At 57.7% G+C, this 13026-nt stretch carries 10 protein-coding genes; 5 read left to right on the top strand and 5 right to left on the bottom strand.

What is annotated here, in order from left to right:
• Positions 1 to 4: 4 nt before the first annotated feature.
• From mmsA to AA105894_RS13840, 4 genes are all read left to right on the top strand, one after another.
• Entirely contained in the window at positions 5 to 1588 is a 1584-nt protein-coding gene (gene mmsA / locus AA105894_RS13855; RefSeq protein WP_267312280.1) for a multiple monosaccharide ABC transporter ATP-binding protein, read from the top strand.
• Positions 1589 to 1593: 5 nt separating this feature from the next.
• The gene (gene mmsB / locus AA105894_RS13850; protein WP_306414316.1) at positions 1594 to 2853 is read left to right on the top strand and encodes a multiple monosaccharide ABC transporter permease; all 1260 of its coding nucleotides are present in this window, start codon (positions 1594 to 1596) and stop codon (positions 2851 to 2853) included.
• A gap of 192 nt (positions 2854 to 3045) precedes the next feature.
• Positions 3046 to 4113 carry a fatty acid desaturase gene (locus AA105894_RS13845; protein ID WP_267312279.1) on the top strand — a complete coding sequence of 356 codons (1068 nt, stop codon included), beginning with the start codon at positions 3046 to 3048 and terminating at the stop codon, positions 4111 to 4113.
• A 234-nt stretch (positions 4114 to 4347) separates the two neighbouring features.
• Positions 4348 to 4767 (top strand): hypothetical protein, encoded by a 420-nt coding sequence (locus AA105894_RS13840; RefSeq protein ID WP_267312278.1) that lies wholly within the window; start codon positions 4348 to 4350, stop codon positions 4765 to 4767.
• A 399-nt stretch (positions 4768 to 5166) separates the two neighbouring features.
• Here the strand turns inward: AA105894_RS13840 and AA105894_RS13835 are convergent, their stop codons facing one another.
• From AA105894_RS13835 to AA105894_RS13815, 5 genes are all read right to left on the bottom strand, one after another.
• Entirely contained in the window at positions 5167 to 6042 is an 876-nt protein-coding gene (locus tag AA105894_RS13835; RefSeq protein WP_267312277.1) for a peptidylprolyl isomerase, read from the bottom strand.
• Positions 6043 to 6374: 332 nt separating this feature from the next.
• Positions 6375 to 9521: an error-prone DNA polymerase gene (locus AA105894_RS13830; protein WP_267312276.1), complete on the bottom strand. Its 3147-nt coding sequence runs from the start codon at positions 9519 to 9521 to the stop codon at positions 6375 to 6377.
• Positions 9518 to 9778 (bottom strand): hypothetical protein, encoded by a 261-nt coding sequence (locus tag AA105894_RS13825; protein ID WP_267312275.1) that lies wholly within the window; start codon positions 9776 to 9778, stop codon positions 9518 to 9520. Before AA105894_RS13825 ends, AA105894_RS13830 begins: the two co-directional genes overlap by 4 nt.
• Positions 9778 to 11166 (bottom strand): Y-family DNA polymerase, encoded by a 1389-nt coding sequence (locus tag AA105894_RS13820; RefSeq protein ID WP_267312379.1) that lies wholly within the window; start codon positions 11164 to 11166, stop codon positions 9778 to 9780. The genes AA105894_RS13825 and AA105894_RS13820 overlap by 1 nt, the downstream gene beginning before the upstream one ends.
• Positions 11153 to 11962 carry an ImuA family protein gene (locus AA105894_RS13815; protein ID WP_267312274.1) on the bottom strand — a complete coding sequence of 270 codons (810 nt, stop codon included), beginning with the start codon at positions 11960 to 11962 and terminating at the stop codon, positions 11153 to 11155. The genes AA105894_RS13820 and AA105894_RS13815 overlap by 14 nt, the downstream gene beginning before the upstream one ends.
• 262 nt (positions 11963 to 12224) lie before the next feature.
• On the opposite strand from AA105894_RS13815, the gene AA105894_RS13810 reads away from it, so the two are divergent.
• Positions 12225 to 12899 (top strand): DUF421 domain-containing protein, encoded by a 675-nt coding sequence (locus AA105894_RS13810; protein WP_267312273.1) that lies wholly within the window; start codon positions 12225 to 12227, stop codon positions 12897 to 12899.
• Positions 12900 to 13026: the final 127 nt, after the last annotated feature.

Raw genomic sequence — 13026 nt, 5'->3', positions numbered from 1 at the left:
CGCCATGAACCCGATCCTTGAAATGAAGACCATCGCGAAACGGTTCGGCCCCGTTACAGCTTTGAGTGATGTCAGCTTTTCCGTCGAACCGGGCGAAATTCATGCGCTATGCGGTGAAAACGGCGCCGGCAAATCGACACTTATGAAAATCCTGAGCGGGGTCTACCCCGCCGGGAGTTATGACGGCCAAATTGTCTTTGACGGTGAAGAACGCCGCTTTGCCGATATCAACAGTTCCGAAGCACTTGGCATCATCATCATTCATCAGGAACTGGCGCTGATCCCGCTTCTTTCCGTGCAGGAAAACATTTTCATCACCCATCCGCCGGGCCGTTACGGCGTGATTGATCGCGATACGGCAAGAACCCGCGCCCGGGATCTGATGCGTCAGGTCGGTCTTACCGAAGACCCCGAAACCCTTGTCACCCATCTCGGGGTAGCCAAACAGCAGCTTGTCGAAATCGCCAAGGCGCTCTCGAAAAAAGTGCGCCTGCTCATCCTCGACGAGCCGACCGCCAGCCTCAATGAACGCGACAGTGCGGCTCTGCTCGACCTGCTTCTGGCCTTCAAGGCGGAAGGGCTTTCCTCCATCCTGATCTCTCACAAGCTCAACGAGATTTCCCGCGTTGCAGACCGCATCACAGTGCTACGCGACGGGCGCAGTGTGGGCACGATCGACTGCCGCAATGGCCCTGCCGATGAGGATCAGATCATCCGGCTGATGGTCAATCGCGATCTCGAACATCGCTATCCTGCCCATACACCGCAGATCGGTGAGAAGCTGATGACGGTTGAAGACTGGTCGGTATGGCACCCGCTCCATCCTGACAGGCAGGTCATTCGCCATGTCGATTTCCATGTCAGCGCCGGAGAAATCGTCGGCATTGCGGGGCTGATGGGCGCGGGGCGTACGGAATTTGCCATGAGTCTGTTCGGCCGCTCATACGGTACCCGCATCAGCGGCAGGGTGACGATGCACGACAAGCCTGTCGATGTTTCGACAGTCAGCCGGGCCATCAGGGCGGGCCTCGCTTACGTGACCGAAGACCGCAAAGAGCTGGGTCTGCATCTGAACAATGAAATTCGCCACAACATCTCGCTTGCCGAATTGCGTGGTATCGCAAAAAACGGGGTGATCGACGAAATTGCTGAACTGCGCATCGCCCAGGATTATCGTGACAAGATGCGCATCCGTTCGCCCGACGTGCAGCAGGCGGCTGGCAGACTTTCGGGCGGCAATCAGCAGAAAGTCGTCCTCTCGAAATGGCTCTTTACCAATCCTGATGTGCTCATTCTCGACGAGCCAACACGCGGGATCGACGTCGGGGCCAAATACGAAATCTATGCCCTGATCCAGCAGATGGCCGATAGCGGTCGTGGCTGCGTGGTGATCTCTTCGGAAATGCCTGAACTACTCGGTATCTGCGACCGCATCTGCGTCATGAATGAAGGGCGCTTTGTCGGTGAATTCACCCGTGAAGACGCCACGCAGGAAAAGATCATGCGCGCCATTATCCGCAGCACCAGCACACCCCTCCCCATTTCCTCCATACCCAGCGAGGCGACCAACCTCGCCATGGGAGTGTGACCCAGATGAGCGAACACGTTCTGACTCCGGGCGGTTATACCGCCCCCGGCAAAGACAAACCCTCCGGCAATGCACCCAGTGGCCAGACACCGGGCGGCAGCCATGGCGCCATGGGGCGTTTCATACGCAATAATCTGCGCGATTATGGCATGTTCATCTCGCTGGTCGCGATCAGCCTGTTTTTCGAGATCATGACCAACGGGACATTGCTGCGCCCGCTCAACCTCACCAATCTGGTGCTTCAGAACAGCTATATCGTGGTCATGGCGCTTGGCATGTTGCTGGTGATCGTGTCAGGCCATATCGATCTGTCTGTCGGCTCCGTGGCCGGATTTACCGGCGCGGTCGCCGCAGTGCTGATGGTGCAGCTGCACTGCAATTTTCTGGTGACCACCTTGACCTGCCTTGCGACAGGTGCGCTGATCGGCGCAGCGCAGGGCTACTGGATTGCCTATTTCAAGATCCCTTCCTTCATCGTTACCCTGGCGGGCATGCTCGTCTTCAAGGGGCTGGCTCTGGCGCTGCTGGGCGGTCAGTCTCTTGGCCCCTTCTCGACAGTCTTCCAGAAGCTCTCATCCGGCTTCATTCCCGAATTCCTGCCAAAACTGGGTCATTACAACCTGACCTCCCTCCTTCTCGGCATCGCTGTAGGAGGCGCGATGGTCATGGCGTCGCTGCGCAGCCGCACGCGCTATCAGCGCAATGACATCGAAGTCGAACCGATGCCACTTTTCATCGGCAAGAATATCGCCGTTTTCGGTATCATCGTTTATCTTGCAACACTCATCGCCAGCTATCGCGGCCTGCCGAATGTGCTGATCATCATGGCGCTCTTGATTGGCATCTACAGCTTCGTGACCAGCAGAACGACGATCGGGCGGCAGATCTACGCTGTGGGCGGCAATGTGCGCGCAGCCAAACTCTCTGGAATTCGTACCGAACGTCTCACCTTCCTGACCTTCGTCAATATGGGCGTACTGGCGGCTCTGGGTGGCCTGATTTTTGCTGCCCGTCTGAACACCGCCACCCCCAAGGCCGGGCTCGGCTTCGAACTTGACGTCATTGCGGCCTGCTTCATCGGTGGCGCGTCAGCCTATGGCGGCGTCGGACGCGTGGGCGGTGCCGTGATCGGTGCCCTGATCATGGGGCTCATGAATAACGGCATGTCCATTCTGGGCATTGGCATCGATTATCAGCAGGTTCTGAAAGGGCTCGTTCTGCTCGGTGCCGTCTGTGTGGATGTCTATAACCAGCGCAGGGCGTAAGGCAGCGGATCAGCCCAGCAGGATCCCCCCGGAGCGGATCCTGCGACCCGATTTTTCCATATTTCATATAAATGACCCATTCCGGTTACATAAATGAGACTGGATTGGTCTTTTTTAACAATCACGGGTCTGTGATCTCATGCCTGTCTGAGGCAGTCTGGGGCTCTTCGCAAAATCATCATTCCGAGCCCCATGACGCAATCGATCGCTTCAGAAACGACCCTCCTCCCCTGCCGCGCGGCTGATATCCGCTCAATCAAGACATTCCAGTCCCCTGATCACAGGATCAGCGCCTTCCAATCCGTATCGACGATCGGTGGGTTGATCGCGTGCTATGCGGCTTTGTATCTCGGCGTCGCGCATGGTTTCTATCTGGTATTGCTGCTTTTGCCTCTGGCGAGTGGGCTGGCGATACGCAGCTTTGCCCTGCAGCATGATTGTGGACACGGCTCCCTGTTTCGATCCGGCCGGGCCAATCGGGCCGTAGGGAGATTATGCTCCCTTCTGACCTTTACCCCATTCGATCACTGGCGCCGCCACCATGCCGCCCATCACGGCGACTGGAACAATATCGAAAGCCGGGGGCGCCTTTCCGACATCTATTCGGACTGCACAACCGTGCGGGAATATTACGCGATGTCAGCCGGAAAGCGGCTCGCCTATCGCCTGTCGAAACACCCGGTTTTCACGCTTCTTGTCATGCCGCCTGTCATTTTCTTTCTTGTCTATCGCATTCCGTTCGACACGCCTCGATCATGGCGGATCGAACGGTTGGGGGTGCACACAACCAATCTCTGTATTCTCTTTCTCTACGGTGGGCTGGCCTGGCATTTCAGTATCACCCTGACGGCCCTGCTGACGTTTGGTGTCATTTATCCGGCAGCAATCATCGGCGTCGCGCTTTTTCTGGTCCAGCACAAATTCGAAGGGGTTCACTGGGAGCGGGATGAACAGTGGAGTGCATTCGAAGCCGCGCTGACGGGATGCTCTTTCCTTCGGCTGCCGGGCTGGCTGAACTGGTTTTCCGGTAATATCGGGCTGCACCACATCCATCACGCTGCCCCCGGCATTCCCAATTATCGTCTTGCCGCATGCCATGACGCCCATGGAGTCTTTCACGACGTCAAGATTCTGGGTTTGCGCGAAGCCTTCAGAGAGCTTTTTCGCCATACATTATGGGATGAGACGGCATGCCGCATGATACCGTTCTCGGCAGCCCACCGCACGCGTCCTTCCGTTCCGGTTTTCAGCGGAGGCTGACCTAAAGGCGACAACCGCTTCGACCATTGCATCAGTGGCTTACCACTTTGATCGGTGCCTGGATCGTCGGCAAAGATTTCGGAGGGTTGACCAGGCGTGAGAGCACGGACTGTGCCATTCGGCGCAGTTCACCCGTCGTCCCGTACATCGTTCTCAAGCAAGGAAGCGTAGAGTTTGCGGCCACGCAATAGTCGGGTATTGCATGGAATTTCTTCTTCACAGGAGATATCTGTATTGACCTTCCCGCTCGACAATACCGACAAAGAGTCCGAAATCGAAAAGGATGCGGCCGATAGCACTCATTCTGTACCTATTACAGGCACAGACATGTCGCTTGTCCACGAAATATGGCTCGAACCTGATGAGAATGGACAGATGCTTCCAGGCCTCTGTCTTTGTGGCCCCATGGGTGATGCTTTCAGAGCCCTTCTTGATGAAAGCGCTATAAAGATTTCCGAGATAAAAGGCCGCAGTCATTTTGAAACCATGGTGAGATACCACGAATTCCTGGGCTGTGAAGCCTATACCTCTCATCACCCCGAGGATTTTGAACCCTACCCAGAAGAGTGGCTTCATATCCAGTATAACTTCTTGCGTGAATCACGTGCTGCGAGGCCAGCTTGCAAAGTTCTGCCCCCAAAAGGAGAAAACTGACTCAGCTTTTTCGAAGTATTTGGAAAAAGGGGCCATGTTTTACATGCCGGGCCAATAATTCCTCACAACAAGCCTGAGCTGTGACAAGCACAGAGACAGGAGACGGCACCGTGTCGCGACACGCCAGGCTCGAAGCCCACCCGTGTATTTCTCGGCTATCAGTTTGGCCACAGCCATCATGTTCTGCCCACGAGACCTCACGCTGATGCTTTAAACCTTCGTAAAATGTGGCCCTCTCATTACCCTCGCTTTTCTCTGCCGCCTCCAGAGGCTGAGGGCTTTGGTCAGACGGCACAAGGCAAGCACTTTGCCCTCATCATGTCAGCGAGAAGCATCTCATCCCATACGACCCGATTTTGCGTGACATCCTCTGTCGAAGCGATTTTGCAGGAGCAAAGCTTATTTTTTCTCCCGTGCCGGAACAGGCATATTGCAGAGCGCTACGCCTTTTGCCGGACGGACGAAAAAGGAATCACGCCGTGCGGCGCGGGCTGCCAGATAATCATGAAAAGACGGGCTGTCCGTTCGCATGACCTGCATGACAGGCCGGAGAGATGCCGGGAGGTCGGCCGCAAGTGTCACGCTCTCGATCGTAACGTTCTGGCGCGGATCAGCATAAAACCCGAGCGGCCCTGTCCCGCGAGGTAGCGCGCCCAGATGCTCCATGCCCTCAAGCACGCGTCCGACAACGGCCAGATTGCGATCCAGCTGGCGGGGTGCTTCGCCATTGACCACGTAGAGTTCACGCCCGTCTCCGGTGTCAGGGGGCATCTCCCGACCGACACCGACTACGCCATAGCAATGGGCTGGCCAGATTTCCTCGCCCTCGCGCCCGACAAGCCAGCCGGAAGCAATGCCAGATTGTGCGGCATAGGGATCAGGGTAAGGCAGAGTCATGTAATCAAGCCCGGCCAGAGGGCGCTCATATTCAGCAGCCGGCTGCGTAACAAACCCCTTGGGTAAAGGCGCAGCCTCATCGTGCACACGCCACTGCACCACGTAATTATCCTGCACACGAATAATGGCGCCCCGGTCCCACTGATGTGACCGGGCAAGACGCACGACATTGGCGACATGTACGGGGGCAAATTCAGGCGCAAGCTCGATCACGACCCGGCCGCCATCACCCATTTTCATGACCAGAAGACGCTCTGGCGACACATCATGCCAGGCAGAGTCGGGTGCCTGGACAACAATTTCGGCAGGACTCGGCACCGCGGCGGCAATTGCCAGACCGGGAAAAAGAAGTGTCAGGGAAGGCAGGAAAAAGCGCATGGCATGACAGTGCCTGCACAGGGTGCTCTTGTGCAAGACCCTGCAAAAACAGGCTGTATTGAAGGTTTGGAGCCTCCCCTTCACCACTTCCCTCATGACTGAGAAGCCAGCACCTTCTCCCTTGCACCGCGCCCGCTTCTACTCGCCAGAACCTTCATCAATTCATCAGCATCAGCGAGTATGTGCAGCATATCGCAACCGGAACTCAGGGCGCTCTGGCGCGACGATCCTGAGCCATTTCGAGATGGTCATTGATGATCGTCACGATTGCCTGGCTCTTTTGAGCCAGCAGGTTCGAAGCTGGTCAGGTCATTATTTCTCCTGCCGCCATCTCAATGAAAATCACGCGCTTTCAATCTGGGGGCCACTGCACCCACTTCATTTTCTGATGCCGCAATATCACGCATCAGAGGGGTCAGATCTTCCAGACGCTGCATCACCACATGAATGACTTCTCCTTCACGTTGCAGGAGCCCATGGCAGGCCACGGCATTGACGCCAATCACGATGCGACGCTGGGCTTCGGCGCGGTCTTTCCAGATGATGATATTGGCTGTACCGGTCTCATCCTCCAGCGTCATGAACATCACACCATGGGCCGTGCCAGGGCGCTGTCGCATGAGCACCAGACCCGGCACCACCACGCGGCTGCCATCGCGCAGAACGCGCAGATCAGCGCAGGTGATCATGCCACGCGCTGCCAGTTGCGCGCGCAGAAACGCCATCGGATGCTGGCGCAAAGTCAGGCCCAGAATATTATAGTCTTCGACAACCTCACGGCCCTCACTCATGGGGCGAGGCGTATAATCGGGCTCGACCACCTCCGGTCCCGGGCGGTTCAGCTTGCGATCTGCTGCGGCAAAAAGCGGCAATACCGTATCGGCCAATCCTTTTATGGCCCAGAAAGCAGCCCGCCGGTCGAGGCCAAGCGCACGAAAAACATCGGCCGCTGCCAAAGCCTCAAGGGCGGAAACCGGAATATCGGCACGTCGCCAGACATCATCGAGTGAATCATAAGCCGGAAAGCGATTGGCAATCAGTCTCGCCGCATGCTCGTTCGAAAGGCCCTTCACAAAGCGAAACCCCAGACGCACGGCAAGCGTCGACTTGCCCCGGTCAGGTTCGAGACAACAGTCCCAGCGCGAGGCATTGATGTCGATGGCATGGACGGTCACACCATGCTCGCGCGCATCACGCACCACCTGGGCAGGCGCATAAAATCCCATGGGCTGCGAATTGAGCAATGCTGCACAGAACACATCGGGATGGTGGCATTTCAGATAATTCGAGACATAGGCAATCAGCGCAAAACTCGCCGCGTGGCTTTCAGGAAAACCATAGGAGCCGAAGCCTTCAAGCTGACGGAACGTCCGTTCAGCAAAATCGCGATCATAGTGATTGGCAACCATACCTTCGATCAGCTTGGTCCTGAAATGCGAAACGCCACCCGTGAATTTAAATGTCGCCATGGAACGTCTCAGCTGGTCGGCCTCACCGGGCGTGAAGCCCGCGCATTTGATGGCTACCTGCATGGCCTGTTCCTGAAACAGCGGCACGCCAAGCGTCTTGCCTAGAATTTCCTCCAACGCCGGCTGCGGATAATCCACCGTCTCGATCCCCTCGCGGCGGCGAAGATAGGGATGCACCATGTCCCCCTGAATGGGGCCGGGACGAACGATGGCGACCTGCACCACCAGATCATAGAATGTCCTGGGTTTGAGGCGTGGCAGCATAGACATCTGGGCACGGCTCTCGATCTGGAACGTGCCGAGCGTGTCGGCACGCCGGATCATGGCATAAGTCTCGGAGTCTTCAGGCGGGACGGAGCTCATGTCCAGATGCCGAATGCGATAATCCTTCAGCATGTCGAAGCCACGACGCAGGCAGCCAAGCATGCCCAGCCCCAGCACATCTACCTTCATGAAACGCAGGATATCGATATCGTCCTTGTCCCAGACGATAATCTGACGATCCTCCTTGGCGGCTGGCTGAATGGGCACCAGTTCATCAAGGCGATCACGCGTCAGCACGAAACCACCCGGATGGGTGCCAAGCTGCCTGGGGATGCCCACCAGTTCGCCCGCAAGACGCAAGGTGAGTGCCAGCGCCCTGTCTGACAGGGAGAGATTCAGCTCGGCGGCCCGCGCCTTGAGCAAGACGGGGTCACCCAGAGACGAGGCAAGATATTTCGAAACAAGCCCCAGCACATCGTCGGAAAGGCCGAGCACCTTGCCGACTTCGCGCAGCGCGCCTTTGGGGCGATAGCGCATCAGCGTGGCACAAAGGGCGGAATGGCCACGCCCGTAGCGACGATAGATCCACTGGATGATCTCTTCGCGCCGGTCGCTTTCAAAATCGACGTCAATATCGGGGGGCTCACGCCGTTCAGCCGAGATAAAGCGCTCAAACAGCAAGCCCGACCGAAGCGGATCGATGGCTGTAATGCCCAGCACATAACAGATGGCAGAATTGGCTGCCGATCCTCGCCCCTGACAGACAATACCCAACTCGCGCGCATGCTGCACGATGCTGTGCACGGTCAGGAAGTAAGGCGCATAATCCAGAGAGGCGATGAGATCGAGCTCATGGGCAATCTGCTTTTGCACCGCTTCCTTGACACCAGCGGGGTAGCGGCGTGGCAGAGCCGTGCGTACCAGTCGGGTCAGGGTCTGTTGCGGGGTTTCGTCTGGCCTGTCGGTTTCACGGGGGTATTGATAACACAGATCATCCATCGAAAAGCGGCATTGCGCCTCGATCTCAGCAATGCGGCCCAGCGCATCGGGAAAGGCCTCATATGAGGCTGCGATCTGCGCGGGAGAACACAGCATGCGGCTTTCATGTTTCTCGCGTCGGGCGCCCAGACCTTCAAGCGTGCAGTTTTCACGGATTGCCGTCACGACATCCTGCAACACATGACAACGCGCCTCGTGATACAGCACATCTCCCGTCACGACCGTGGCGATCCCTGCCTCGGCTGCCAGATCCTGCAAGGCGCCCAGACGCTGCCAGTCTGCGGCCTGACTGCGGCGTGACAGGCCACAATAGACACGCCTGCCAGTCAGACGGCCCAGACGACGCAGGGCTGACCGAACCTTTGCATCGGGCAGATCCGGCAGCAGGATAAAGACAAGCCGGTCGCTTGCCTCCTCGATATCCTGCCAGGCGAGAGAAAAGACCTCACGCTGCCCGCGCCTGTGACCAAGGGTCAGCAAACGGCAAAGCTGCCCCCAGCCAATGCGGTCCATCGGGTAGGCCAACAGAATGGTACCATCCGTCAGATCCAGACGGCAGCCGGGAATCAGTCTGACGCCGCTTTGTCTGGCTGCATCATGCGCACGTACCATTCCGGCTACGGAATGGCGATCAGTCAGGGCGAGCGCATGATGCCCTTGCGCATGAGCGACGGAAAACAGCTCATGAGGCGCACTCACCCCTCTTAGAAACGAATAATAGGAGGTGACATGCAGCGGGGTGGTCATGACACTTCATCGGTGGCCAGCGGGTGCCGATGATTGCTTGTGTCATGGGGGGCAATGGCGCCACGCTTCATAAGCACAAAGCCGCAGCGCACCAGATGCGCTACCAGACGCGCCGCCACAACACCTGCCATCAACTCATCCGCATCATGCACACGGCGGCGACCGTCAAAGCGCAATGCATGGATCAGGGCTTCGGCAATATCTGCGGTATCAGCGGGACGCAGGGCGTCGTCGGGGGGCAGGCTTTCCCACGTCATCAGAATAATCCGTGGACAAACCACGCCCCGTCACCAGACCAGCGATGCACCCCATCGCCATTGCGAAAAAGCCAAAAGCGCTCGCCGCTTTCGACTTCGACAATCCAGTAATCGCGTATGGCGCCAGCCTGTGACGGGTTTTGCCACCAGGCACCATGAAGCCGTTCGGGCCCATCTGCCCCGCATACTGACAGTGTCTTTCCGTACCATCTGAAGCGTTTCGGGCTGAAATCCTCTGCCAGATCTGGTGGAACAATCGGGCAAGGCTGGGTAAAAACCCTTGTCGGACGCGGCCAGAGCGAGGGAGTTTTCATGTCTGACGGCGCAGCGAGACGCTGCTGCGCCGCTTCAGGAAAGGGGGCATCGCTCTCGCCCAGATAATAAACGGCATGCAGGCCAGCCCTGTTGCGCAGACGTTCTGCCAGCAAGTCGAGAATCTGTGTTTTTTCTTCCTGTCCTGACCCGGCCAGATCGCCCGCTACTGGCACCGGCACGCAGCGCTCGGCCTGCTCTGCAAGCAGGCTCATACGCTCTATGCCAAAACCGGGGTCAATCGTCTCAACCCGTTCCTGCAGCAGTCGATACAGACGTTCAGGATCATTGACCGGCGCAGAGGTCCCGATACGGGTCGCCTGCGTCATATCATCGACACGATAACAGACCAGATCGAACCGCCGCGCACCCAGCCCTTTCTTCTGCAGCAAAGAGGCAATTTCCTGCGTCAGTACCTGCATCACCTGCATGATACTCTCTGCCGTACCGATCGGCTCAAGCAGATGGCGCGTTGCCTGCAGCGCCACGACCGGATGGTCGAAGCGTAGCGGTTCTTTCTGTCGGCCCAGCGCATAATCGAGCTGCCGCGCCGGTTCCACACCGAAGCGACGCGTCAGGGCCGCACGTGGGACGTCACGCAGATCGGCAATCCGTGTGATGCCCAACCCATGCAGGCGGTCATTTTCTTCGCGTGTCAGACGCAGCGCCGCTATGGGCAACGGATCGAGCGCCTGAACAAGATGTTCCCCAGACAGAACCGTAAGCGTCTCGGACCCGAAACGGGCCAGAGCATGGGCTGCCCCTGCCGTATCGGCGATAGCAGCCCGTATTTGATGACCATGAGCCGCCAGGGTCGCTTCCATGGCCACCAGCATGGCGCTTTCTCCCTCGAACAGATGGGCACAGCCGGTCGTATCGATCCATAACCCATCCGCAGCATCGACCGCGACAAGCGGCGAAAAGCGGCGGCACCACTCAGCCAGCCGACGCAGCGCCTGCGCATCGCGCTCCGGCGCCACAGGCTCTGATGCGAGATCGGGAACGAGACTACGCGCCATGGCCAGCATCTGCCCCGGCTGAATGCCGCAAAGAAGAGCCGCTTCATTGGCAGACACGATTTTCCGCTCCTGCTTTTCCCGGCCATACAGAACCAGCGGCAAGGCCGGATCGCGCTGCGGGTGCGCCTTGTGCCAGAGCGTCGTGCGCCAATACGGCAGCCAGAGAGAAAGAAGACGGCGGGACATGATCCGTTCCGATCCTCCAGTTCAGGGCATCGCCACCCCGGTGGCGCAACAGGGCCAGCGAGAAATTCTCGGCAAAGGATAAAAGGGCGCGTTGCCCCATTCTGATCGGGGGAGACGCCACGGCGCCCACACGCCAGCGCGTCCAGCAGGCGCTGGGCGGCACGAATTGCTGATGACGATGCAGCAGAAAACCGGTCACCCCGGAGGGCTCGGCAGCCAGAGCCAGACGACGCGAGGCCGTCAGGGAGAGTGGGGTCGAAAGATCTGCCACAACCGCCGCCACGCCCTGACTGCGCAACACGTCTTCTATCGTGGCCGCCATACGCGCCGGATGCACCTCAATGCAGAGCAGACGCTCAGCCGAAAGACCCGTCTGCTGCAGCCCCGCCAGCAGCGGAGCCGCATCCGGCGGCATCACCCAGATCACTGGGCCGGTCACCTGCGCCAGGATTTTTGCCACGAATTGTGTGGGACGGGCGCAAAGCATCTGATCATGCCCCTCCCCCATGAACTCATGAATCGCGCCACGACGCAGGCCGCCTTTGAGGGCCTCATCGACAAGGGGCAGACCCGTCTTCAGATAAAGAGCCGCCAATGGCTTGTGATAGCGCTGCTCGATACGTGCCACGCGGTCGCGCAGCATGGCCATGCCCGGTCTGTCTTTCATGGTGATCCCCCCTTTCAATTTTGCCCGTATCATAAGAACAAAACAGGAACAACCATTCGATAAGGCGGTTTCACCATGAGGTGCAGCAAAGGATGCCAAAGGGTGATCGGGTTGTTTTTTGAAATCAGGACGTTGCCTGAAGAGCTGACAAGCAATCAGGCTCTTTCGATACCTGTTTTTTAATGTAACGTATTCACTAGCAACCCGATCTGGCCGAGGCTGTTGAAGTCGTCATACCGCCAATGAAAAGGACCGGATTCGCGTGATCACCCTCTATCTCTGGGTCATTCTGAAGCTCGTTATCGGGTTTGCCCTGATCATTTCCTATCTGAATGTCACCGGGCGCAACCAGATAGCCATGATGACCTCGGTCGATCTGGTAGGGAATTTCATTCTGGGCGGTGTCGTGGGGGGCATTCTCTACAACGACAAGCTGCCCATCCTGCATTACATCGCGCTGCTGATCCTCTGCATTGCCCTGATGGCGCTGTTCAACGGGCTTTCGCGCAAAATTCCGGGCCTGCGCAAACGCACTATTGGCGAGCCCATTACCATTATTCGCAACGGGCGTTTTCTGGTCGACAATTTCAAGGAAAACGCCAGCCGTATCGACATGAAGGACATCGCAACGGCTTTGCGTATGCAGAATATCTTCAGCTTCGACAATATCGACTTTGCCCAGATCGAAACCACAGGCCATGTCAGCGTCATCATGAAGGAAGAGGCTAAAAAACCCTCACGCTTCCTGGTTCTTCGCGGCGAAATTCTGGAAGAAGAACTCAAGATCCTCGAACGCGACGAAAACTGGCTCAAAGCCGAGCTGGGCTCGATGAGCGTGCATGATCTGGAGACTGTCTTTCTGGCAGAATGGGTGGGCGACCACCTGCTTGTCGTCACTCAGGACGGTCAGGTTCATGGAAGCTCCTCGCCTGCCTGAACAGGCTCATACGCACCTGCTCGAAGCCTATCTCATTGTTTTCGAGGCAACCAACGACGGCTTTTATCTTGAGCGCGGCAAAAGCGGTGCTTTTTGCTGCTTCCTTTCTGGAGCAGTTTGCCCCTCT

This window comes from Asaia spathodeae NBRC 105894 (assembly GCF_025994195.1).
GTDB lineage: Bacteria > Pseudomonadota > Alphaproteobacteria > Acetobacterales > Acetobacteraceae > Asaia > Asaia siamensis.
Note: the sequence above shows the minus strand (reverse complement) of the source record. Positions and strands in the feature narration are given on the sequence as shown.

Excerpts from the sequence above, each read along its gene's own strand:
- mmsA (WP_267312280.1), top strand. The coding sequence starts at position 5 with ATGAACCCGATCCTTGAAATGAAGACCATCGCGAAACGGTTCGGCCCC.
- mmsB (WP_306414316.1), top strand. The coding sequence starts at position 1,594 with ATGAGCGAACACGTTCTGACTCCGGGCGGTTATACCGCCCCCGGCAAA.
- AA105894_RS13845 (WP_267312279.1), top strand. The coding sequence starts at position 3,046 with ATGACGCAATCGATCGCTTCAGAAACGACCCTCCTCCCCTGCCGCGCG.
- AA105894_RS13835 (WP_267312277.1), bottom strand. The coding sequence starts at position 6,042 with ATGCGCTTTTTCCTGCCTTCCCTGACACTTCTTTTTCCCGGTCTGGCA.
- AA105894_RS13830 (WP_267312276.1), bottom strand. The coding sequence starts at position 9,521 with ATGACCACCCCGCTGCATGTCACCTCCTATTATTCGTTTCTAAGAGGG.
- AA105894_RS13825 (WP_267312275.1), bottom strand. The coding sequence starts at position 9,778 with ATGACGTGGGAAAGCCTGCCCCCCGACGACGCCCTGCGTCCCGCTGAT.
- AA105894_RS13815 (WP_267312274.1), bottom strand. The coding sequence starts at position 11,962 with ATGAAAGACAGACCGGGCATGGCCATGCTGCGCGACCGCGTGGCACGT.